At 64.7% G+C, this 21,369-nt stretch carries 21 protein-coding genes; 6 read left to right on the top strand and 15 right to left on the bottom strand.

What is annotated here, in order from left to right:
* Window positions 1–29 precede the first annotated feature (29 nt).
* A complete protein-coding gene (locus MUU56_RS15785) occupies window positions 30–515 on the top strand; it encodes a MaoC family dehydratase (RefSeq protein WP_244768250.1) in 486 nt (161 codons plus the stop codon).
* A 160-nt stretch (window positions 516–675) separates the two neighbouring features.
* Here the strand turns inward: MUU56_RS15785 and MUU56_RS15780 are convergent, their stop codons facing one another.
* From MUU56_RS15780 to MUU56_RS15760, 5 genes are read right to left on the bottom strand one after another with little or no spacing between them, the layout of a single operon-like run.
* Window positions 676–1,224 (bottom strand): sarcosine oxidase subunit gamma, encoded by a 549-nt coding sequence (locus tag MUU56_RS15780; RefSeq protein ID WP_244768249.1) that lies wholly within the window; start codon window positions 1,222–1,224, stop codon window positions 676–678.
* Entirely contained in the window at window positions 1,217–4,210 is a 2,994-nt protein-coding gene (locus MUU56_RS15775; protein ID WP_244768248.1) for a sarcosine oxidase subunit alpha, read from the bottom strand. The genes MUU56_RS15780 and MUU56_RS15775 overlap by 8 nt, the downstream gene beginning before the upstream one ends.
* Complete coding sequence (locus MUU56_RS15770; RefSeq protein WP_244768247.1) at window positions 4,207–4,551, bottom strand: sarcosine oxidase subunit delta; 345 nt, start codon at window positions 4,549–4,551, stop codon at window positions 4,207–4,209. The genes MUU56_RS15775 and MUU56_RS15770 overlap by 4 nt, the downstream gene beginning before the upstream one ends.
* Window positions 4,552–4,565: 14 nt before the next feature.
* Window positions 4,566–4,964: a hypothetical protein gene (locus tag MUU56_RS15765; RefSeq protein WP_244768246.1), complete on the bottom strand. Its 399-nt coding sequence runs from the start codon at window positions 4,962–4,964 to the stop codon at window positions 4,566–4,568.
* Window positions 4,964–6,217 carry a sarcosine oxidase subunit beta family protein gene (locus MUU56_RS15760; protein ID WP_244768245.1) on the bottom strand — a complete coding sequence of 418 codons (1,254 nt, stop codon included), beginning with the start codon at window positions 6,215–6,217 and terminating at the stop codon, window positions 4,964–4,966. The genes MUU56_RS15765 and MUU56_RS15760 overlap by 1 nt, the downstream gene beginning before the upstream one ends.
* A gap of 330 nt (window positions 6,218–6,547) precedes the next feature.
* On the opposite strand from MUU56_RS15760, the gene rpsU reads away from it, so the two are divergent.
* Complete coding sequence (gene rpsU, locus MUU56_RS15755; RefSeq protein ID WP_119256642.1) at window positions 6,548–6,775, top strand: 30S ribosomal protein S21; 228 nt, start codon at window positions 6,548–6,550, stop codon at window positions 6,773–6,775.
* A gap of 318 nt (window positions 6,776–7,093) precedes the next feature.
* Entirely contained in the window at window positions 7,094–7,987 is an 894-nt protein-coding gene (locus tag MUU56_RS15750; RefSeq protein ID WP_398432656.1) for a tetratricopeptide repeat protein, read from the top strand.
* A gap of 70 nt (window positions 7,988–8,057) precedes the next feature.
* On the opposite strand, the gene MUU56_RS15745 is transcribed toward MUU56_RS15750, so the two are convergent.
* The 6 genes from MUU56_RS15745 to MUU56_RS15720 all read right to left on the bottom strand — a co-directional run bounded on the left by MUU56_RS15745 (window position 8,058) and on the right by MUU56_RS15720 (window position 14,834).
* Window positions 8,058–9,455: an NAD(P)(+) transhydrogenase (Re/Si-specific) subunit beta gene (locus MUU56_RS15745; protein ID WP_244768244.1), complete on the bottom strand. Its 1,398-nt coding sequence runs from the start codon at window positions 9,453–9,455 to the stop codon at window positions 8,058–8,060.
* Between the two features lie 10 nt (window positions 9,456–9,465).
* Entirely contained in the window at window positions 9,466–9,876 is a 411-nt protein-coding gene (locus MUU56_RS15740; RefSeq protein ID WP_064331212.1) for a proton-translocating transhydrogenase family protein, read from the bottom strand.
* Window positions 9,876–11,030, bottom strand: coding sequence for a Re/Si-specific NAD(P)(+) transhydrogenase subunit alpha (locus tag MUU56_RS15735; RefSeq protein WP_244768243.1), 1,155 nt, complete (start codon window positions 11,028–11,030; stop codon window positions 9,876–9,878). The genes MUU56_RS15740 and MUU56_RS15735 overlap by 1 nt, the downstream gene beginning before the upstream one ends.
* An 86-nt stretch (window positions 11,031–11,116) precedes the next feature.
* Window positions 11,117–11,341: an aa3-type cytochrome c oxidase subunit IV gene (locus MUU56_RS15730; RefSeq protein WP_244768242.1), complete on the bottom strand. Its 225-nt coding sequence runs from the start codon at window positions 11,339–11,341 to the stop codon at window positions 11,117–11,119.
* 228 nt (window positions 11,342–11,569) lie between these two features.
* Window positions 11,570–12,343 (bottom strand): N-acyl amino acid synthase FeeM domain-containing protein, encoded by a 774-nt coding sequence (locus MUU56_RS15725; protein WP_244768241.1) that lies wholly within the window; start codon window positions 12,341–12,343, stop codon window positions 11,570–11,572.
* Between the two features lie 181 nt (window positions 12,344–12,524).
* A complete protein-coding gene (locus MUU56_RS15720; RefSeq protein WP_244768240.1) occupies window positions 12,525–14,834 on the bottom strand; it encodes a putative bifunctional diguanylate cyclase/phosphodiesterase in 2,310 nt (769 codons plus the stop codon).
* A gap of 454 nt (window positions 14,835–15,288) precedes the next feature.
* Here MUU56_RS15720 and MUU56_RS15715 point away from each other — a divergent pair, with 454 nt between their 5' ends.
* On the top strand, window positions 15,289–16,068 hold the full coding sequence (locus MUU56_RS15715) for a gamma-glutamyl-gamma-aminobutyrate hydrolase family protein (protein ID WP_244768239.1): 780 nt from the start codon (window positions 15,289–15,291) through the stop codon (window positions 16,066–16,068).
* Between the two features lie 4 nt (window positions 16,069–16,072).
* On the opposite strand, the gene MUU56_RS15710 is transcribed toward MUU56_RS15715, so the two are convergent.
* From MUU56_RS15710 to MUU56_RS15695, 4 genes are all read right to left on the bottom strand, one after another.
* Window positions 16,073–16,480 carry a hypothetical protein gene (locus tag MUU56_RS15710; RefSeq protein WP_244768238.1) on the bottom strand — a complete coding sequence of 136 codons (408 nt, stop codon included), beginning with the start codon at window positions 16,478–16,480 and terminating at the stop codon, window positions 16,073–16,075.
* 61 nt (window positions 16,481–16,541) lie between these two features.
* Window positions 16,542–17,531, bottom strand: a complete 990-nt coding sequence (locus MUU56_RS15705; protein WP_280531077.1) for a 2-hydroxyacid dehydrogenase — start codon at window positions 17,529–17,531, stop codon at window positions 16,542–16,544.
* 28 nt (window positions 17,532–17,559) lie between these two features.
* Window positions 17,560–18,588, bottom strand: coding sequence for a LacI family DNA-binding transcriptional regulator (locus tag MUU56_RS15700; RefSeq protein ID WP_244768237.1), 1,029 nt, complete (start codon window positions 18,586–18,588; stop codon window positions 17,560–17,562).
* Window positions 18,589–18,646: 58 nt separating this feature from the next.
* Window positions 18,647–19,174 carry a MarR family winged helix-turn-helix transcriptional regulator gene (locus tag MUU56_RS15695; protein ID WP_244768236.1) on the bottom strand — a complete coding sequence of 176 codons (528 nt, stop codon included), beginning with the start codon at window positions 19,172–19,174 and terminating at the stop codon, window positions 18,647–18,649.
* Window positions 19,175–19,279: 105 nt separating this feature from the next.
* On the opposite strand from MUU56_RS15695, the gene MUU56_RS15690 reads away from it, so the two are divergent.
* Window positions 19,280–20,071 carry a creatininase family protein gene (locus tag MUU56_RS15690; RefSeq protein WP_244768235.1) on the top strand — a complete coding sequence of 264 codons (792 nt, stop codon included), beginning with the start codon at window positions 19,280–19,282 and terminating at the stop codon, window positions 20,069–20,071.
* A gap of 135 nt (window positions 20,072–20,206) precedes the next feature.
* A complete protein-coding gene (locus tag MUU56_RS15685; protein ID WP_244768234.1) occupies window positions 20,207–21,337 on the top strand; it encodes a CobW family GTP-binding protein in 1,131 nt (376 codons plus the stop codon).
* Window positions 21,338–21,369 lie beyond the last annotated feature (32 nt).

Genomic DNA, 21,369 nt, shown 5'->3' with positions numbered 1-21,369 from the left:
TGTCGCGAATCGAGCGGCGGGAAAGCCTCATGCCAAGCAATATTCACCTGAAAGACATCGCCGCCCTCGTCGGCACGGAGCTCGGCCTGTCGCGCTGGTTCACCGTCGACCAGACGATGATCGACCGTTTCGCCGATGCGACCGAGGACCATCAGTTCATCCACACCGACCCTGTCCTTGCCGCAGAAACCCCCTTCGGCGGCACGATCGCCCACGGTTTCCTGACGCTCTCGCTGCTGTCGGCGATGAACTACGATTGTGTACCGCGCATCATCGAACAAACCATGGGCATCAACTACGGCTTTGAAAAAGTCCGCTTCATGACCCCGGTAAAAAGCGGGGCGCGCGTGCGCGGCCGCTTCGTGCTCGCCGAGGCCCGCTTTCGCGGCGCCGGCATGCTGACCATCCGCTACGACGTCTCGGTCGAGATCGAGGACGAGCGCAAGCCGGCGCTCACGGCCGACTGGATCACCATCATCCAGTTCGATCCGAAGGATCGGCCGGAAGACGTTTAAAGCGCCCCTCATCCGGCCTGCCGGCCACCTTCCCCCCGTAAACGGGGCGAAGGGGATATGCCGCACCGTTTTCCCCAATCACTCCCGTTCGTGGGGCACGTCCCCTCTCCCCGCTTGCGGGGAGAGGGCTAGGGTGAGGGGCGAACCCGTATCTCGGGCGTCAGAGCCCGGCATCCTCCGCGCCTTCCACCAGCAGGCCGAAGGCGTAGGGCGAGAACGAGCGCCAGCATTCCACGCGATAGTCTTCCTCACCCGAACGGAAGAGCACCACCTCGATCTTGCCGAGCACCGTGCGCGCGGCGGCGCCGACCGGGAAGATCGCGTTGCCGAGATCGAGCGGGCAGGCGCTGGCGATCGCCCCGGCCGCATCCGGGCCGGAGACGAGGATCGCCGTGTTGCGGTGCGAGACGTCCGTCGCCGAATGCAGCGCGGAAACGCCTGATGCGATCCCCATGAGATCCGCCCCGTTCTCGTCGATCAACAGCCATTCGTCCGGGCCGAGCCAGAGCGCATGACGGCCGCTGACGGAGGCCGAGGTCTTGGGCCGCCTTGGCAGTTCGAGGCCGAAGGCCAGCGAGAGCGTGCCGATGGCATCCTCGCCGGCACGCAGCGACAGGCGGGTTGCGGGAGCGGCGGGCGTGACGCGCGCACCGGCCGAGCCGCCATGGTGGCGGCCAAGCGGCGCCTTGCGAAGAGCGTGATCAGCCATTGAGGCGTCCTCCTTCCTTGTCGATGAAGACCATGTCGCTGACCTCGACCGCGATGGTGCGGTCGGGCATCGGCACGTAGAGCGTCTGGCCCATGCGCGACTGGCCGCCGGCGACGAGCGCCATGGCGATCGACCGGCCGCAGTTTTCCGACCAGTAGGACGAGGTCACATGGCCGAGCATCTTCATCGGCTTCGGCTCGTTCGGATCGGCGACGATCTGCGCGCCCTCCTCCAGAACCACCTTCGGATCCTTCGTCAGAAGGCCGACGAGCTGCTTGCGGCCTTCCTTGACGAGATCCGGCCGCTTCAGGCCGCGGATGCCGACGAAGTCCGTCTTCTTCTTGGAGACGGCCCAGCTCAGGCTGGCGTCGTGCGGCGTGACGGTGCCGTCCGTATCCTGGCCGACGATGATGTAGCCCTTTTCGGCGCGCAGCACGTGCATGGTCTCCGTGCCGTAGGCGCAGGCGCCGAGCGGTTCTGCACGAGCCCAGATGGCTTCCCAGACGGCCTCGCCGTAATCGGCCGGCACGTTGACTTCGTAGCCCGCTTCCCCTGTGAAAGACATGCGGAACAGCCGGGTCGGCACGCCGCAGATCTTCCCTTCACGCACGCTCATATGCGGGAAGGCTTCGTTGGAGATGTCGATGCCCTCCACGAGGGGTTCCAGAATTTCGCGCGCCTTCGGGCCCTGCACGGCGATGACCGCCCACTGTTCGGTGGTGGAGGTGAGCCAGACCTTCAGGTGCGGGAATTCCGTCTGGAGATAGTCTTCCATGTGGTGCATGACGCGCGGCGCGCCGCCCGTCGTGGTGGTAACGTGGAAGCGGTCTTCCGCCAGACGCCCGACGACGCCGTCGTCATAGACGAAACCGTCCTCGCGCAGCATGATGCCGTAGCGGCAGCGGCCGGGCTTCAGCGTGTCCCAGGCGTTGGTGTACATGAGGTTCATGAACGTGCCGGCATCCGGGCCGACGACCTCGATCTTGCCGAGCGTCGAGGCGTCGAACAGGCCGGCGGTATTGCGCACCGTGCGGCATTCGCGGTTGACGGCATCGTGCATGGTCTCGCCGGCGCGCGGATAGTACCAGGCGCGCTTCCAGTTGCCGACATCCTCGAAGACCGCGCCATGCGCCTCTTCCCAGGCATGCATCGGCGTCTTGCGGGCCGGGTCGAAGAGATCGCCGCGCGAATGGCTGATCAGCGCGCCGAAGGTGACGGGCGTATAGGGCGCGCGGAAGGTGGTGAGACCGATCTTCGGGATCTCGCGGTTGAGGACTTCCGAGGCGATGGCAAGGCCGTGGATGTTGGACAGCTTGCCCTGGTCCGTCGCCATGCCGTTGGTGGTGAAGCGCTTGATGTGCTCGATCGAGTGCATGCCCTCGCGCACGGCAAGGCGGATGTCCTTGGCGCAGACGTCGTTCTGGAAGTCGACGAAGGCCTTGACGGTCGTGTCGACCCCGGCCCCCTCGCCGCTGCCGGCCATGCCGCCGGTCCAGTCGAAGGCGTTCTCGCCGGAAAGCTCGACCTTGCCGCCGCCCTCGTTGCCGGTGGCGCGGGCCATCAGCTCGCCGGCTGCCAGCGATTCCTCGATGGTCGCCTGGAGAGCGTCCGTGCCGTTGCACGAACCGACCGAAAGGCAATCCTGCGCATAGGTGCCCGGCAGGAAGCGGCCGGAGGCAGCGTCATAGGCCACCTTGCCGCGCGACTGCGAGAAGAGGTGGACCGAGGGCGTCCAGCCGGCGGACATCAGGAGCGCATCGACCGGGATCGCGCGAGCCGAGCCGCCGCCATTGCGGGCAACGGACATGGAGGAGACGCGCAGCTTGCCCTTGGTATCGACCACCGAGTGCCCGGTCAGCACCTCGATGCCGAGCTTGCGGGCCTCGGCGAGCACGGCCTCGCCGGGCTTGTCGCGATTGTCGACGATGGCGGCGATGGTGACGCCGGCCCGCTTCAGGTCGAAGGCGGCCTCATAGGCCGAGTCGTTTGCCGTATAGACACCGACCTTGCGGCCGACCGCGACGCCGAAATGGTTGAGATAGGTGCGCGCCGCAGACGCCAGCATGATGCCCGGCCGGTCGTTGTTGGCGAACACCATATGACGCTCGATCGAGCCGGTGGCGAGGATGACGCGCTTGGCACGCACCTGCCACAGACGCTCGCGCGGCAGCTTCCTGTCGGGACGCGTCAGGTGATCGGTGACGCGCTCGACGAGGCCGACGAAATTGTGGTTGTAGTAGCCGAAGGCCGTGGTGCGTGTGAGGACGGTGACGTTCTCCATCGCCTCCAGCCTGGCGGCCGTCGCCTGCGCCCAGTCGTAGCCGTTCTGGCCGTCGATCTTCACCGACGTATCATAATGCAACGCGCCGCCGACTTCCGGCTGCTCGTCGCAGAGGATGACACGGGCGCCCGCTTCCGCGGCGGCAAGCGCTGCGGAAAGACCGGCCACGCCGGCGCCGGCGATGAGCACGTCGCAATAGGCGTAGCGGTTGGCATAATGGTCCGGATCCTCCTCCGTCGGCGCGACGCCGAGGCCGGCGGCACGGCGGATGAAGGGCTCGTAGACCTTCTCCCAGGCCGCCTTCGGCCACATGAAGGTCTTGTAGTAGAAGCCCGCGGCGAAGAAGGGCGACAGGAGGTTGTTCACCCCGCCGACGTCGAAGGCGAGCGAGGGCCAGCGGTTCTGCGATTCCACCTTCATGCCGTCGAAGACTTCCTGCACCGGCGCGCGCACGTTCGGCTGGCGGCGGGCGGCATCGCGCGAGACATCGACCAGCGCGTTCGGCTCTTCCGGTCCGGCGGAGAGAATGCCGCGCGGGCGATGATACTTGAACGAGCGGCCGACGAGGTGCACGCCGTTGGCGAGCAGCGCGGAGGCGACGGTATCGCCTTCCAGCGCGTCGAACGTCTTTCCGTCGAAGGTGAAACGCGCCGTCCTGGCAGGCGTCAGGCGGCCCTGACCGGCAATGCGATTGGCGCCGCTCATTTCGCGATTCCTTCCACGGCTTCATAGGTTTCGACGGTTTTTTCGGTGGCGGTCGGCTCACCGGAAAGGTTCGGCTTCGGTTCGCCGGCCTTGTAGCTCATGACGAACTTGTCGCTCACCGTGTCGCGCGCCGCGTTGAAGAAGCGGCCGCAGCCATGGATATGGCGCCAGCGTTCGAAGATCAGGCCCTTCGGGTTGTCGCGCAGGAAGAAGTAGTCCTGGAACTCCTCATCCGTGATATCGGCGATGTTCGCGGGCCGGGCGATGTGCGCGTCGCCGCCGTGGCGGAATTCGAGCTCCGAGCGCTCTTCCTCGCAGTAGGGGCAGTAGATCAGCAGCATTTTATCCTACCTGTTTAAAGCTCTGGTCCCGACACGAACGTGCCCGGAGCCTGATCGCAAAGTCGCTGGCCCATCGTGACGAAGGGAGCAATCCGCCTCACGAGTTGCTCGGCATTGTCGTAAGGGGCCAGAATGTCTGTCATTCCGAAATTGACCATGCTCATCGCAAAGACGTTCACATCGAGATTGAAGGCGCGGTTCATGTCCGTCTCGTCGGGAAGGAAATAGACCGCCCGACCGCCGAACACCTTCGCACATCCCAGCATCCCGCTCTTCGCGACGAAGGGCCAATCCGTCTCGCCCGCTGCCTTCTGGATCTTCTGAAAGCGAAAGTCTCCCGGCATCGGAAGAATGTCGCCAGCCGGCAGGATGCCGGCCGTCACAAGAAAGCCTGCAAGCAGCGCGCCGTTCATCAGTGGGCCACGGCCGCCGCCGCCGCCTCGTCGATGAGGCGCCCGGTGCGGAAGCGGTCCAGCGTCAAGCCGGCCGCCAGCTTGTGCGGCTCGCCCCTGGCGATGAGATGGGCGAAGAGATGCGCCGAACCGGGCGTCGCCTTGAAGCCGCCGGTGCCCCAGCCGCAATTGACGAAGAGGTTCTTCACCGGCGTCACGCCCTGGATCGCCGAACGGTCCGGCGTGTTGTCGGTGATGCCGCCCCACTGGCGCATCATCTTGACGCGGCGGAACATCGGGAAGAGTTCGCAGATCGCGTCGAGCGTATGCGTGATGATCTGCAGGCCGCCGGTCTGGGAATAGGAGTTGTACTGGTCCGTGCCCGCGCCGATGACGAGTTCGCCCTTGTCCGACTGCGAGATATAGGCATGCACCGAGTTGGACATGACCACGCAGGGGAAGATCGGCTTCATCGGCTCGGAGACCAGCGCCTGCAGCGGCACGGAATGCAGCGGCAGCTTGACGTCGGCCATCGCCATGATGACCGAGTTGTGGCCGGAGGCCGACACCGCGATCTTCTTCGCGCCGATGAAGCCCTTGGAGGTCTCGACGCCCGTCACCGCGCCGTCCGGCCCGCGGCGGATGCCCTTAACCTCGCAGTTCTGGATGACATGAACGCCCCGGTCCGAGGCAGCGCGCGCATACCCCCAGGCCACGGCGTCGTGGCGGGCGGTGCCGCCGCGGCGCTGAAGGGCCGCGCCGTTGATCGGGTAGCGGGCGGAGGCGGAGATATCGAGAACCGGCACGAAATCCTTCGCCTGCTGCGGCGTCAGCCATTCATTGTCGATGCCGTAGAGCCGGTTGGCGTGGACGTGGCGCTGGAAGGACTGCTTGTCATGCACATTGTGCGACAGCATCATCACGCCGCGCGGCGAGTACATGACATTGTAGTTGAGGTCCTGGCTCAGGCCCTCCCAGAGCTTCAGCGAGTGCTCGTAGATATCCATGCTCTCGTCATAGAGATAGTTCGAGCGGATGATGGTCGTGTTGCGGCCGGTATTGCCGCCGCCGAGCCAGCCCTTCTCGATCACCGCGACATTGGTGATGCCGTGCTCCTTGGCGAGGTAATAGGCCGCGCCGAGGCCATGGCCGCCGCCGCCGACGATGATCACGTCATAGTCCTTGCGCGGCTCGGGCGAGGTCCATTGCGCCTCCCACCCCTTGTGGCCGCGCATCGCCTCGCGGGCGACGGCGAAAACCGAATATTTGCGCATATCCAAGTCCTCAAAGTCTCGCCGGTCCGGCCGGCCTGTTTCCTGCCCCGATAGAAAGCAAATCCTGGCGCGGCGCGCCGTATCCTTTGCGACGCATTCAGGCGTACCTTGTACCACATGCGACATGCGCGTCATCGAAGGTTTTGCGATGGTTTCAGGAAGGCCTGTCGCAAATATCCTCAGCTTCCCGGCGCTTCAGGCTGGACTTCACTGCTGCGATCTGGTATCCGACACGCCAATCGTCAGCCTTCTGGGCTGCGCGAACGTCATCTGTTTGCCTGACGACCCATAGAATCGCCGGGCGGCAACAAACAAAGGAACGGGATTCTCGTGCAGGTACTTGTCCGCGACAACAACGTTGATCAGGCTCTCCGCGCTCTCAAGAAGAAGATGCAGCGCGAGGGTATTTTCCGTGAAATGAAGATGCGCGACTATTATGAAAAGCCGTCGCAGAAGCGTGCGCGTGAAAAGGCCGAAGCCGTTCGTCGCGTCCGCAAGCTGGCCCGCAAGCGCGCCCAGCGCGAAGGCCTCATCGGCGGTCGTCCCGGCGCCCGTTGATCGGCCGTCTTTTCGACGTTTTCGGATGCAAGACCGGGCGGGGGCGAACATTTCGCCGCCGCCTTTTTTGACGTGACCGGTCGTTTCTTCACGGATGTGAAAGACTTCCCGTGCAATTCCGGGCGCTATCGCTACGCCCCTTCGCCGGAATTGCCGGTTCGCTACGCTGGAATTCGACCGCGATTTCAAGCGTAACGGGCAGATCGAGAGGACCACAGCGTCCTTTGCGCGCCAAATGACGCGCGGGCTGTGGAGGCGTAGTGTTTTCATCGCGTATGAGGCGCGATAGAAGCCCACTTTGAGGATTCGCACTTGGACATGGCTGCATCTACCGGGTTCCCGACCGCTCGTTTCTCCTCCGCATCGGTCCGCCTGCGCCGTCCGCTGATGGCCGCCGTCGCCACCGCGTCGCTCGCGCTCCTCATGGCAGGCTGCCAGTCGACGACATCGACGGACGTGTTGAAGGTGGAGCGCGCGCAAGGCTCGGAAGAGAACATCTCCTCGCTCTCGGCCGTCATCGCCGCCAATCCGCAGGATCCCGCGGGCTACAATGTGCGCGGTTCTGCCTATGGCCGCGCCGGCCAGTACCGCCGCGCGGTCGACGACTTCAACCGCGCGATCGAGCTCAACCCGCGCTTCTACCAGGCCTATGCCAACCGCGCGCTCGTTCAGCGCAGCCTGGGCGATCAGGCGCAGGCGGCGAGCGACTACAACACGGCGCTGCAGCTCAACCCGAACTATGACGTCGCCTATATCGGCCGCGGCAACCTCTATCGCCAGGCCGGCCGCCTCGATGAGGCCTTCCGCGACTTCAACCGCGCCATCCAGCTCGACACGACCGATCCGCGCGCCTATCACAACCGCGGCCTGATCTACCAGGCACGCCGCCAGCACGACAAGGCGATCGAGGACTTCTCGAAGGCCATCTCGCTCTCGCCGAATTCGGCCGAACCCTATAACGGCCGCGGCATTTCCTATGCCGCGCAGGGCGACGACGACAACGCGTTCCAGGATTTCAATACGGCGATCAACCTCGACGGCAAGCTTGCCGAGTCCTGGGCGAACCAGGCCCTGATCTACGAGCGCCGCGGTGACATGGCGCGCGCCGCGAAGTCCTATTCGCATGCGCTGAAGCTCGACCCGAACTACAAGCCCGCCAAGGACGGCCTTGCCCGCACCCGCGGCGTCGCCAGCGCCGCCAAGCCGGCCTGATCCGGCAGGGATCCTTCCAACAAAAAGCCCGCGATCATCTCGCGGGCTTTTTCGTTCCGGGCTTTGCCGATCAGTGGTTCATCGCCTTGACGATGTCTTCGGTCATCTTCTTGGCGTCGCCGAGCAGCATCATCGTGCCGTCCTTGTAGAACAGCGTGTTGTCGATGCCGGCATAGCCCGAGCCGAGTGAGCGCTTGACGAAGAGGCAGGTCTTGGCCTTGTCGACGTCGAGGATCGGCATGCCGTAGATCGGCGAGGACTTGTCGTCGCGCGCGGCCGGGTTGGTCACGTCGTTCGCGCCGATGACATAGGCGACGTCGGCCTGGGCGAATTCCGAGTTGATGTCCTCAAGCTCGAACACTTCGTCATAGGGTACGTTCGCCTCGGCGAGCAGCACGTTCATGTGGCCAGGCATGCGGCCGGCGACCGGATGGATCGCGTATTTCACCTCGACGCCCTGCTTCTTCAGCGTATCGGCGAGCTCGCGCAGCGCATGCTGGGCCTGGGCCACCGCCATGCCGTAGCCCGGCACGATGATGACCTTGGAGGCGTTCGCCATCAGGAAGGCCGCGTCGTCGGCAGAGCCCTGTTTTACCGTGCGCTGCACGCCGTCGTCAGCCGCTGCCGCCGTCTCGCCGCCGAAGCCGCCGAGAATGACGGAGATGAACGAGCGGTTCATGCCCTTGCACATGATGTAGGAGAGGATCGCGCCCGAGGAGCCGACCAGCGCACCGGTGATGATCAGCGCGAGGTTGCCGAGCGTGAAGCCGATGCCGGCCGCAGCCCATCCCGAATAGGAGTTGAGCATGGAGACGACGACCGGCATGTCCGCTCCGCCGATCGGCACGATGAGCAGCACGCCGAGCGCCAGTGCCAGCACGACGATCAGCCAGAAGTCCATATGGCTTTCCGACAGCGTCAGGCCGACGATGAAGAAGACGATCGCGGCGAGCAGCACGACGTTGATGACATGCCGGTAGGGCAGCATGATCGGCTTGCCGGACATGCGCCCGTCGAGCTTGAGGAAGGCGATGATCGAACCGGTGAAGGTGATCGCGCCGATGGCGGCGCCGAGCGCCATTTCGACGAGCGCCTGGCCATGGATTTCGCCCACCGCGCCGATGCCGAAGGAGACCGGCGAATAGAGCGCGGCGGCCGCCACCAGCACGGCGGCAAGGCCGACGAGCGAATGGAAGCCGGCGACGAGCTGCGGCATGGAGGTCATCGGAATGGAGCGGGCGATCCAGGCACCCGCGCCGCCGCCGATGGCAAGGCCGAGCACGATGAGCACGAGGCCGCCGAAGGATGGGGTCGCGAGCAGCAAGGTCGTGCCGATGGCGATGCCCATGCCGACCATGCCGAGCATGTTGCCGCGCCGGCTGGTCGTCGGATGCGACAGGCCACGCAGCGCCATGATGAAGAGCACGCCGGAGACGAGATAGAGGAAGGCTGCGAAGTTTGCGTTCATCGGGCCGGCCTCACTTGTCTTTTTTCTTGTACATCGCCAGCATGCGCTGGGTGACGAGGAAGCCGCCGAAGATGTTGACGGAGGCGAGGATCAGCGCCACGAAACCAAAACCCGTAGCAACGCCCGAAAGCGAGATGCCGACGGCCAGCAGCGCACCAACCACGATGACCGAGGAGATCGCGTTGGTGACGGCCATCAGCGGCGTGTGCAGGGCCGGCGTCACCGACCAGACGACATAGTAGCCGACGAAGATCGACAGCACGAAGATCGCCAGGCGGAAGACGAAGGGATCGATCGCCCCGCCGGAAACGCCATGCGCCACGGCAGCGGCCGCGTCCGGCACATATTCGGAGGCGGTGCGCACAGCCTCCACGGCACGTTCCAGATCGGTGATCGCCTTGTCGAGAAGTTCGTTCGCCATCACTTGCCCTCCCCTTGCTGAACGGCGCCGCCGAAGTTCGGATGCACCACGGCGCCGCCGTTGGTCAGCATCGTCGCCTTGACCAGCTCGTCCTCGACATTGACCGCAACCGACTTCGTCTCCTTGTCGACCATGGTCTCCAGGAAGGTGAGAAGGTTCTTGGCGTAGAGCGCCGAAGCGGAGGCCGCGATGCGGCCGGGCACGTTGAGATAGCCGATGACCTTGACGCCCTCGACCTCGGCGACCTTGCCGGCCTCGGCGCCTTCGATATTGCCGCCGCGCTCGACCGCGAGGTCGACGGCGACGGAACCGGTGCGCATGGCCGCCAGCATCTGGCGCGTCACGAGCCGTGGCGCCGGGCGGCCGGGGATGAGCGCCGTCGTGATGACGATGTCCTGCTTGGCGATGTGGTCGGCGACGAGCGCGGCCTGTTTCGCCTGATATTCCTTGGACATTTCCTTGGCATAGCCGCCGGCGGTCTCGGCTGCCTTGAACTCGTCGTCCTCGACGGCGATGAACTTCGCGCCGAGCGAGGCGACCTGTTCCTTGGCCGCGGGGCGCACGTCCGTCGCGGAGACGGCCGCGCCGAGGCGGCGTGCGGTCGCGATGGCCTGAAGGCCGGCGACACCGGCACCCATGACGAAGACCTTGGCGGCCGGCACGGTGCCGGCGGCGGTCATCATCATCGGCATGGCGCGGTCGAATTCATGGGCGGCGTCGATGACGGCCTGGTAACCGGCAAGGTTGGCCTGCGAGGACAGGATGTCCATCGACTGGGCGCGCGTGATGCGCGGCATCAATTCCATGGCGAAGGTGGTGAGACCGGCATTGGCCATCTCGGCGATGGCCGCTTCGTTGCCATAGGGGTCCATCGTGGCAATGACGATGGCGCCGGGCTTGTAGGTCGCGATCTCGGCGGCGGTGGGCCGGCGGACCTTCAGGACAACGTCGGCGATATTCGCTTCGCCGGGGCCGACGATACGGGCGCCGGCGGCCTCGTAGTCCGCATCCAGGATGCGCGAGGCAAGGCCTGCACCGGCCTCCACCAGCACATCGAGCCCGAGGCCCTTCATTTTCTTGACCGTTTCGACGGAACCCGCGACGCGGCCTTCGGCCGGGTCACTTTCCCTTGCTACAAAAACACACTGACTCAAACCGTGGTCCTCCCCCCGAGACTGGCCGTGTTGGATCACGGCGCCGGGTGGCGCCGCATGACAAACCGCGGACGCGGTTGTTCAGGTCAACGCAGCAGGAAGTAGCCGACGACGTTGAGAATGATGAGGAGCAGAAGGCTCGAGAAGAAACCGGCGCTCGTGAAGAAGCCGGCGGCCATGGCGACCAGCAGCGCGACGCAGAACAGCGTGCCGTATTTGGCACCGGCGATGAAGAGGTCGTAGGTCTTCTCGTGCTCCGGGTAATCCATCGCAGCGCCCGTTTCGACCGGTCCGGAATGATGTTCAGCCATAGTCTACCTTCTCCTAAGCACCCGCACCCGTCAGCCGGAAAGCCCACGACGAGCGCCAAAACAGATTCCCTCAAGCGTGAAGACACGCGTCTTTCTGGCCATACACAATGGATCGGCAAAGCGCAACGGCAAGGCGGGCAGCGCGTTTCGACTTGTATCGTTTCCGAAACAGAACGGGCCGGTTTCAGACGAAACCGGCCCGGCATGCGACATCAGAACGCGGGCGCCTCACCCGGCATAGGCATTGCCGGAAAGCTCGATCCGCCCGCCGCCGAAATGCGCGCGGCGCGCCGTCGGGCGCACGGTTAGCGGGCTGAACGGCAGGTCGTCGCCGCGCGCGAACATCATGCGGCGCTCGTAGGGCTCCGACTTGAAGAACGGGAAGCGCTGGTAGAGCGAGGGCAGCGTCTCCTTGACGTTGGTCGCCAGCAGCATCAGGTCGATGATGAACTTGCCCTGGTTGCTCTTCGGCGAGGCGACGAAATCGGCATCGAAGACGCGCTTGTAGAAGGCCGAATGCGCGGGCTTGACCATTTGCACGCAGCGATCCGTCTGGAAATAGTCCGTCGCCATCGTGGCGATGCGCAGCGTCAGATACGGAATGGCCGGCATCTCGCTCCAGATCTCCGGGTCGGCGGCAAGGCGCACCGGATCGATCAGCGACATGCCCGCATCGAGGAAGGCATTGATCTCGTCCGGGAAGACCTTTCCCGACGAGGTGACGCGGTGCTCGGGCGTCACATGATGCAGGCGCACCGTGGAGATCAGCCGCTCCTCGTAATAGATGCCGAAGACATAGGCATGGCTGTCGAAATCCACCTCGTCGATGAGGACCGCCTGTTCATCGAGATGCATGACGGCGCCGGCCTTGTAGGCCTTGTAGCGGATGCGGGCGACGTCTTCCATGTCCTCGCCCGTCTCCACGCGGCGATACTCGATCCTGTCGAGCAGTCCCAGAAGCTTGTCCGAAAAGCGGTTGGTCGCCGTCTCTACGCTGGCCATTGTCCCCGTACCCCGATTGAAAAACACCGGCAGCCACCGCGCTGCCGTCACTACAATCGTCGATATAAGACAATTTGTGTAAAATACCATTCATTAACCTTAATATATGGTTAACACTAATTTTGAATAAGCTGATATATCGTGTCGAATTCACACGTTACGAGATTGGGCGTGGAAAGGATCAGGCGACGCGACGGCCGCGGCGGCGGGATTCGCCGGATTTGCGGGCAAGGGTCTCGTAGAGATCGCGCAGTGCATCCGGCGACATGGGTGCCGCAAAGACATAGCCCTGCACGAGATCGGCACACTGGTACTTGTTGATGAGGGCGAGCTGCTCGCGCGTCTCGACGCCCTCGACGACGATGCGCAGGCCGAGCTCGCGGGACAGGTTGACGGTGCCGCGCAGGAGCTTGAAGCGGCGCGCGTCCTCGCCGATGTTGCGCACGAAGGAGCGGTCGATCTTGATGACATCGAGCGGCAGCTGGTCGAGATAGCTGAGGCTGGAATAGCCGGTGCCGAAATCGTCGATGGCGATGGTGATGCCGCGGGCGCGCAGCTCCTGCAGGATCGCCTGCACCTTGACCGGCTCTTCCATGAGGCAGCTTTCGGTGACTTCCAGATGCAGCCGGTGCGGCGCGAGCCCGGCCGCCTCCAGCGCCTCGGTGACGAGGTCGATGATGCCGGTGCCGCGCAGGTCCTGCACGGAAAGGTTCACCGATATGCCCATATGCGCCGGCCAGCCCGCGCAGTCGGCGCAGGCGCGCATGATCATGAAGCGCGTGATCTCGGAGACGATGCCCATCTCCTCGGCGAGCTGGATGAAGACATTCGGCGGCACCGGGCCACGCTCGACATGCGTCCAGCGCGACAGGGCCTCGCAGCACTCGATGCGCGAACCGTCCGGCACGAACATCGGCTGGTAGGCGACGGAGAGCGTGTTGCTGGCGAGCGCCTCGCGCAGGTCGTCCTTGAGCTTCTGACGATCCATGTAGCGCGCGTCCATCTCCTGCTCGAAGACGGTGACGCTGCCCTTGGCGCGCGATTTCGTCTCGAAGAGCGCAAGGTCGGCGCGGATCTGCATTTCCTCCAGCCGGAAATCGTCGCTCGGCACCATCACGGCACCGGCACTGAAGGAGACGAGGAACGTCATGCCGTCGAATTCGTAGGTGCCGCGCAGTTGTTCGTGGAAGCGGCGCATGCGCGTTTCGAGGTCGCGGCGATTCGTCTCGTTGGGGAAGAAGAGGATGAACTCGTCGCCCATCAGATGGCCGACGAACACCTTGTCGCCGGCAAGCCGGCGCAGGCGCTCGGCAATGGCGCAGAGCAGCCGGTCGCCGGTGACGTGGCCCTTCATGTCGTTGACATGCTTGAAGTCGTCGATATCGAGCACCATGAAGCCGACCGTGCCCGGCTTCTTGCGCTCGCCCAGCGCCTCCTGCACGAGATCGGCGAAATAGGTGCGGTTAGGCAGGCCGGTGAGGCTGTCGTAGCGCACCATGTGCAGGATCTTGTTTTCCGCCCGCACACGTCCGGTCACGTCCTCGAAAATGAGGACGGCGCCGCCGTTCTCGCGCGGCGAGGCGGTGAATTCCAGATAGAGCCCGTCCGTGACCTGCACCAGCGCACGGGACCGCTCGCCCTTCAGGAGCTCGTCGAGCTGGCGCAGGATCGTCTTGCTCTGCTCGGCGTTGAGGAAGGTATTGCGCACGCCGAACCTGAGCACCACGTCGAGATGGCAGTCCTTCAGCCGCTCCTGGTTGCCGAGATGCAGGAGTTCGCAGGCCCGGCGGTTGGCGACGAGGATCCGGTGGTCGGCGTCCAGCATGAACAGGCCGTGCGGCATGTTGTTCAGCGCCGTGTCGAAACGGTCGGCGATGATGGAGACCTCGCGGGTCGCCAGCACGTTCTTGTAGAGGAATTCGCGCACGCCGTTCGCCATCATGCGCGTCGTCATCACGAAGGGCAGGATGAGCACCGCAAGCACCGCATGGTAGAAATCCTGCAGGCCCAGGAAGCCCACGACCATCGGGAAACAGGCGGAAAAGGTCATGTAGTCGACCGCCCGCTTCGAGCCGCAATTGCGCCCGACGACGGAAACCATGGTGGCGAGCGTCACCGCGATACAGGCGAGTTCCGCAAAGCTGTCGCGGCTGAAGAGCAGGCTGTAGCCGCAGGCCGTGCCGAGCGCCAGCGTCGTGCCGACGGCGCCGAGATTGTACCAGTTCTCCCAATAGCGGATGCCGTCCATGTCGAGCGCCGCATGGTCCACCCGGTCGAAATGGCGCATGCCGACGGCGCGCAGCGACCAGATGGCGACGACGAGGCCGCTCCAGATCAGGAAGAAGGGGTCGGCGGTCTTGGCGTAGACGAAGGAGAACGTGATGACATGGGAGATCATGCCCACGAAAAGGGTCTGGCGGTTTCCGTACAGCGAGCTGACGAACGATAGGTACACATCAGCCGGCAGTGTGTTTTGACCCTTATCCTTCATGGATTCGGCACTCCCTATACCAAGAGAGGGTTACCGACCAAAATTTAATGAATGATTTCGGGAAATTACCCAATAACAAGGGTAGTGCCCGGCATCATTGCACGCCCGTTCAACCCATGGAAGGTACATTCAACCCAATATTGCAATATTGCCGATTTTCGCGCAGCAAACTCAACCTGACATGAGTCATGCGTATAATTTCCTGTCTCCGGCACGACACAGTATTACGCAGCAGCGGGGCGAGAAAAATTTAGCGTGCAATCGCTGTTTGCAAGCCTTTGGTTAACGGAGCGTGGCTTGCGGACCTCGAATCCTGTCGAATCTCGATGGAGCCGCGAGCCTCCTGTCCCCTGGAAACAGGGCATCCGTCGTCATTTCGCCGAAATGGGGGAATTGACTGATGCTGGATTTGATAGCAAATCCTCATTTGGTATTTCTTTTTCCGGAGCCCACCATGTCGAAACCCGTCGTCGCCATTCCCGCCGATATCAGGGAAATCGAAGGCAACGTCTGGCAGGCCACCCCGAACCAGTATGTGCGCGCCGCCGTCAAGGGTGCGGACGTCACGGTGTTCCTCGTGCCGGCGCTCGAAACGGACACCGATTTCGACGGCATTCTCGACCGGGTGGACGGGCTCCTCGTCAGCGGCTCGCGCACCAATGTGCATCCCTCGCTCTATGGCAAGGAAGCGACCGAGGCGGAAGGCCCTTATGACACCGCGCGCGACGCCACCAGCCTGCCGCTGATCAGCCGCGCTCTGGAACGCGGCATTCCGCTGCTCGCCATCTGCCGCGGCATCCAGGAGTTGAACGTCGTGCTCGGCGGTACGCTCGCCAACGAGATCCAGGAACAGCCCGGCATGTGGGATCACCGCAAGCCGGACACGCCCGTGCTCGACGTCGCCTATGGCATCCGCCAGACGGTCATCGTCAAGGAGGGCAGCTGCCTTGCCGCCGTCGTCGGCGCCGGCGAGGTGCAGGTCAATTCGCTGCACCGGCAGGCGATCTCCGACATCGCGCCGCGCCTTGCCGTCGAAGCCGTCGCCGAGGACGGCACGATCGAGGCCGTCTCCGTCATCGGCGCCAAGGCCTTTGCGGTCGGCGTGCAATGGCATCCGGAATATTGGGTCGGCTCCGACCAGCCGTCGAACAGGCTTTTCGCGGCCTTCGGCCAGGCCGTGCGCGACTATGCCGCCTCCAAGCAGGTGACCGCGCACCGGACCGCTGCCGAATGATCGCTCAGTCGGCAGAAATCATCGTGATCATGGCGTCGGCGGGCTCGACGGCCTCGTAGGCAAGGCCGTCGCCGTCGACGACGGTCAGGATGGGCTCGCCCTGCGCATCGGCGACGACCACCGTGCCGTCGCCATTGTTGACCCAGGTCCGCGCCGCGGAGAGGCGTGGCCAGACCGCATCGCAGTCGATGTTGGCGGCAAAGCGTTCACTGCGGCTCGAGATGCGGCCGCCGCGCTCGGCAAGGCAGGCGGTGTTCGCCACGACGTTGGAAATGGTATAGCTATGCGTTCCCGCCGGCGCGGGAATGGACCGCGTCGTCACCGGGTCCACAGCCGGCGTCCGGTCCGCGGCAACGCTCCAGAGCCCCAGCGACAACACGCCGGCCACGGCGGCAAGCATCAGCGTCTTCATGGGGCTCTCCTTCGCAAGCGACTCGATGGCAAAAGCATGCGCCCGCAAACTTGCCGAAAGGTTAACGAAGGCTTTCCGGACCGTTCCCCGCTTTTCGCGTAAAGGGCGTTTCGGGCACCGGCGTCACGGCCGCGCCGCGCTCGAACCAGGCGAAGAGATTGTCCGCCACAAGGTCGGCCATGGCATCGCGTGTTGCCACCGAAGCCGAGGCGACATGCGGCAGCAGCGAGACGTTCGGCAGGTCGAGCAGCGCCGGCGGCACGTTCGGCTCGTCATAGAACACGTCGAGCCCGGCCGCCGCGATCACGCCGTCCTTGAGCGCCGCCGCGAGCGCCGCTTCGTCGACCGTCCAGCCGCGTCCGACGTTGATCAGCACGCCGTTCGGCCCCAGCGCCCGAAGGATGTCCGCACCGATCGTCCGGTGCGTCTCGGCCGTCTTGGGTACGATGGCGATGAGGATGTCCACCGCGCCCGCCAGTTCCGCCAGAGACGGATAATAGGCAAAGGGCACGCCCTCGCGCGGACGTCGCGTGTGGTAGGCGATCTCGATGCCGAAACCCTTCAGCCGTTCGGCGATGGCCATGCCGATGCGCCCGAGGCCGTAGATGCCGGCCTTGCGGCCGCGCAGGCTGAGCGGCGTCAGCGGGAACGCACCCTCGCGCGCCCAGCGGCCCTCGCGCAGCCAGGCCTCGGCCTGCGGGAAGCGGCGCACCGTGTTGAGCAGCAGGCCGATCGTCGTATCGGCCACCTCGTCGTTCAGCACATCCGGCGTGTTGGTGACGGTTATGCCGCGTGCCGCGGCGGCAGCGACATCCACACCATCATAGCCGACGCCGAAGCTCGCGATGATCTCCAGCGCAGGCAGATGTTCGATCATCGCCGCGCCGAGCCCGCCGGAGACGGCAATGCCGGAAATGCCTGCCGCCTCGGACCGCGCAAGCAGCGCCGGATCCGCCCGCTCGATGCGCACCACATCGAAGGCATCCTTCAGCCGGTCGAGCACCCGCTCGCGGATCGTGCCCGGCACGAGAATGCGCGTCTTGACCACCATGGCGAAATCTCCGTTTGCCCGGTTTGCCTCAGCCTTCCGGGTGGGGCTTCAGCGGCCCCGTGGACTGGCGAATGCGCATTTCCGGCTTGATAAGGTGAATGCCGTCCGGCTCGTGGCTGCCCGAAAGCTTGTCGAGCAGCGCGCGGGCGGCATTGCGACCGACCTCGGACTGGCCGTTCCAGACGGTGGTGAGCGCGGGCGTCGCGATCGCCGCCTCCTCCAGGTCGTCGTAACCCGTGACGGAGACATCGCGGCCGGGCACGAGGCCGGCGCGGGCGATGCCGTTCATCAGGCCGATCGCCACGAGGTCGTTCCAACAGACCGCCGCGGTCGGCTTTTGCGGCAGGGAGAGGAAATGCACCGCCGCCTCGAAGCCGCCCTGCTTGGTACGCGGGCCGGGGATGCGCAGGCCGGGATCCATCTCGATATTGGCCTTGCGCAGCGCGTTGACATAGCCCTGGTAGCGGTCGCGGCCGGTCGACGTCTGGTCCGTGCCGCCCACCATGGCGATGGTGCGGTGGCCGAGACCGATCAGGTGGTTGGTGGCGAGCGAGATGCCGTAGCTGTCGTCGCCGCGGAAGATCGGCACGTCCAGCCCCTCGATCGAGCGCGCGATCAGGATCGCCGGCATGCCGTTGTCCTCGGCAAGCTGGATATCCTCCGGCGGCGTGCCGATGGCCGGCGACATGATGACCCCGTCGCCGCCGAGCTGCAGCAGCGTCTCGACGAAGTTGCGCTGCTTTTCGACCGAATCGTAGTGGTTGGAGAGGATGAAGGTCTGCCGGTCGCGATCGAGCTCGCTCTCGATGGCTTTCAGTATCTCCGCGTAGAACGGGTTCATGATGTCGTGCACGACGACGCCGATGATGCCCGACCGGGAGGTGCGCAGGCTGGCGGCGCGGCGATTGTAGATATAGCCGAGCGCGCGGGCCTGTTCCTTGATCCTGTCGCGGGTGGAGGCTGCAACCAGCGGGCTGTCCCTGAGCGCAAGCGATACCGTCGCCGTGGAAACGCCGAGCGTCTCCGCGATGGTGGAAAGCTTGATTTTCTGTGCCACGACCCCTCCCCGACGAACGCCAAGCAACACGGCGTTTAAAACCGTTTATTTAAACAGTTTAAATCTCGTCGGCAACTGCCTTTTCGCTATCGCGCGGCGCATCCGGCAGGCCGCCATGCAGGTTTTCGTCCACGGCGCGAAGCAGCTTGAGCAATTGGCGCACGTCCTTCTCGCTCAAACCTTCCGCCGCCTGCTGCTCGCTGAGCCGGCCCGCCTCGGTGATATGACCGATGGAAGCCTCGCCGGCGGGCGTGAGGTGCACGACGGTCAGGCGGCCGTCCGTCTCGTCCGGCCGGCGCTCCACGAAACCCTGCGCCTCGAGGCGTCCGATCGTGCGCGTCATGGTCGGCGCCTTGACGCCGAGCCGGGCGGCGAGCGCCCCTGCGGTCAGGCCCCCCTCCTCGGCAAGCGCCAGGATCACCCCATCCTGGCCGGCATAGAGACCGGTGGCGAGAAGATTGCGCGACAGTACCGTGCGCATGGAGCGGGCCGCATTGACGACGGCGGCGGCAAGACCTGCGCCCGAGACATCCGCGTGCCCCTTCTTCTTCTTGCCCTTCTTGCCGTCCTTGTGCTTCTTGCCCATCGATTGCCTCCGCCTCACCGTTCCCTGCGTTACCCTTGCATCGCGGGCATGGCCCTGTATGACTCATGTGACAGTCGGGCGGCAAGACGGGACGAGAGGCAGGCAATGGCGCATCCAAAGATGCGATGGAGCGAGAACGACCCGGCCTTGACGGCAGGGGACCGCGCCGACTGGATCGCCGTCCTGCCGCTCGGCGCCCATGAGGGCCACGGCCCGCACCTGCCGCTCGAAACCGACACGCTGATCGCCGAGGGCATCGTTTCCCGGTTGATGGCCGTGCTGCCGGCGCACCTGCCCGTGACCATCCTGCCCGCGGAGCCCGTCGGCTATTCGCCGGAACATCTCGATGTGCCGGGCACGCGTTCGCTCGGTTACGCGGAGGCGGTGGAACGCTGGCTGGGCATTGCGGGGGACCTCAAGGCGAAAGGCATCCGCAAGCTCGTCCTGCTCAACGCGCATGGCGGCAACGCGCCGCTGATGACGATTGTCGCGACCGAGGCACGCGTGCACCTCGACATGCTCGTCGTCGCCACCGCCTGGACCCGCTTCGGCCAGCCGGAAGGCTGGATTACGCCTGAGGACAAGGCGCTCGACATCCACGGCGGCGACATCGAGACCTCCGTCATGCTCGCCCTGCATCCGGAACGTGTCCGGATGGACAGGGCGGAGCGCTTCGGTTCGCGGCAGGCGGAATTCGCCGCGCGCTTTGCCCATCTGCGCGCCTATGGCCCGCATGCCTTCGGCTGGAAGATGTCCGACCTCAACCCCAAGGGTGTTGCCGGCAACGCCGCCGCGGCAACGGCGCAAAGGGGCGAGGTACTGCTCGCCCATGCCGTGCGCGGCCTCCTCGCCCTTCTTGAGGACGTCGCCGCCTTCGACCTGCAAACGCTGCGTTAAAGCGGCTCCGGCAAAGGCACGGGGCGATTTTGCATGACGACAAAGGCCGGATCGCATTTGCGCTGGCCCGTCCGATCTCCTATATCAGACGCCAACCGGACGCCGCACGCGTCCCCGCCATCGCTCGAGGTTCCCATGACCGAAACAGCCCTCCCCAAGCCCATTCCCGTCACCGTGCTCACCGGCTATCTCGGCGCCGGCAAGACGACGCTGCTCAATCGCATCCTGACCGATAACCACGGCAAGAAATATGCCGTCATCGTCAACGAATTCGGCGAGATCGGCATCGACAACGACCTCATCGTCGAGTCCGACGAGGAAATCTACGAGATGAACAACGGCTGCATCTGCTGCACCGTGCGCGGCGACCTGATCCGCGTGGTGGAAGGCCTGATGCGCCGCCCCGGCCGGTTCGATGCCATCATCGTCGAAACGACGGGCCTTGCCGATCCGGTGCCGGTCGCCCAGACCTTCTTCATGGACGACGACGTGCGCCAGAAGACTGAGCTCGACGCCGTCGTGGCGCTGGTCGATGCAAAGCACCTGCCGCTGCGCCTGAAGGACAGCCGCGAGGCGGAAGACCAGATCGCGTTTGCCGACGTCGTGCTGATCAACAAGACCGATCTCGTCAGCCCGGAAGAGCTGGCCCGGATCGAGGCGACCGTGCGCGTGATCAACCCGTCCGCCCGCATCCACCGCACCACCCGTTCGGAAATCGACCTTTCCAAGGTTCTCGACCAGGGTGCGTTCAACTTGGAGCGGGCGCTGGAAAACGACCCGCACTTCCTCGACCACGACCATCCGGACCATGTCTGCGGCCCCGATTGCGGCCACGACCATCACCATCATGGTCACGACCACGACCATGATCACCACCACCATGATCACGACCATCACCACCACGATCATGATCATGATCATGACCACCATCACCACGACCATGGCGTCTCGCCGATCCATGACGTGACGGTGCAGTCGATCTCGCTGCGCGGCGGCGAGATGAACCCGGACCGCTTCTTCCCCTGGATCCAGAAGATCACCCAGACGGACGGCCCGAACATCCTGCGTCTCAAGGGCATCATCGCCTTTGCCGGCGATGACGAGCGCTATGTCGTGCAGGGCGTGCACATGATCGTCGAGGGCGACCACCAGCGTGCCTGGAAGGACGGCGAGACGCGCGAAAGCCGGCTTGTCTTCATCGGCCGCGATCTCGACCGCGAGAAGATCGAGCGCACCTTCAAGGCCTGCGAGGCCCAGAAAGCATGATGCCGGACCGTGTGAAGCGACTTTCGGATACC

The sequence above is a fragment of the Shinella yambaruensis genome, assembly GCF_022899355.1.
Lineage (GTDB): Bacteria > Pseudomonadota > Alphaproteobacteria > Rhizobiales > Rhizobiaceae > Shinella > Shinella yambaruensis.
Note: the sequence above shows the minus strand (reverse complement) of the source record. Positions and strands in the feature narration are given on the sequence as shown.

What these genes read in the sequence shown, in the direction of transcription:
- MUU56_RS15765 (WP_244768246.1), bottom strand. Translation starts at nt 4,964, where the DNA reads ATGAACGGCGCGCTGCTTGCAGGCTTTCTTGTGACGGCCGGCATCCTG.
- MUU56_RS15730 (WP_244768242.1), bottom strand. Translation starts at nt 11,341, where the DNA reads ATGGCTGAACATCATTCCGGACCGGTCGAAACGGGCGCTGCGATGGAT.
- MUU56_RS15715 (WP_244768239.1), top strand. Translation starts at nt 15,289, where the DNA reads ATGTCGAAACCCGTCGTCGCCATTCCCGCCGATATCAGGGAAATCGAA.
- MUU56_RS15705 (WP_280531077.1), bottom strand. Translation starts at nt 17,531, where the DNA reads ATGGTGGTCAAGACGCGCATTCTCGTGCCGGGCACGATCCGCGAGCGG.
- MUU56_RS15725 (WP_244768241.1), bottom strand. Translation starts at nt 12,343, where the DNA reads ATGGCCAGCGTAGAGACGGCGACCAACCGCTTTTCGGACAAGCTTCTG.
- MUU56_RS15760 (WP_244768245.1), bottom strand. Translation starts at nt 6,217, where the DNA reads ATGCGCAAATATTCGGTTTTCGCCGTCGCCCGCGAGGCGATGCGCGGC.
- MUU56_RS15740 (WP_064331212.1), bottom strand. Translation starts at nt 9,876, where the DNA reads ATGGCGAACGAACTTCTCGACAAGGCGATCACCGATCTGGAACGTGCC.
- MUU56_RS15695 (WP_244768236.1), bottom strand. Translation starts at nt 19,174, where the DNA reads ATGGGCAAGAAGCACAAGGACGGCAAGAAGGGCAAGAAGAAGAAGGGG.
- MUU56_RS15785 (WP_244768250.1), top strand. Translation starts at nt 30, where the DNA reads ATGCCAAGCAATATTCACCTGAAAGACATCGCCGCCCTCGTCGGCACG.
- MUU56_RS15685 (WP_244768234.1), top strand. Translation starts at nt 20,207, where the DNA reads ATGACCGAAACAGCCCTCCCCAAGCCCATTCCCGTCACCGTGCTCACC.
- MUU56_RS15745 (WP_244768244.1), bottom strand. Translation starts at nt 9,455, where the DNA reads ATGAACGCAAACTTCGCAGCCTTCCTCTATCTCGTCTCCGGCGTGCTC.
- MUU56_RS15770 (WP_244768247.1), bottom strand. Translation starts at nt 4,551, where the DNA reads ATGCTGCTGATCTACTGCCCCTACTGCGAGGAAGAGCGCTCGGAGCTC.
- MUU56_RS15720 (WP_244768240.1), bottom strand. Translation starts at nt 14,834, where the DNA reads ATGAAGGATAAGGGTCAAAACACACTGCCGGCTGATGTGTACCTATCG.
- MUU56_RS15780 (WP_244768249.1), bottom strand. Translation starts at nt 1,224, where the DNA reads ATGGCTGATCACGCTCTTCGCAAGGCGCCGCTTGGCCGCCACCATGGC.
- MUU56_RS15710 (WP_244768238.1), bottom strand. Translation starts at nt 16,480, where the DNA reads ATGAAGACGCTGATGCTTGCCGCCGTGGCCGGCGTGTTGTCGCTGGGG.
- MUU56_RS15750 (WP_398432656.1), top strand. Translation starts at nt 7,094, where the DNA reads ATGGCTGCATCTACCGGGTTCCCGACCGCTCGTTTCTCCTCCGCATCG.
- MUU56_RS15775 (WP_244768248.1), bottom strand. Translation starts at nt 4,210, where the DNA reads ATGAGCGGCGCCAATCGCATTGCCGGTCAGGGCCGCCTGACGCCTGCC.
- MUU56_RS15690 (WP_244768235.1), top strand. Translation starts at nt 19,280, where the DNA reads ATGGCGCATCCAAAGATGCGATGGAGCGAGAACGACCCGGCCTTGACG.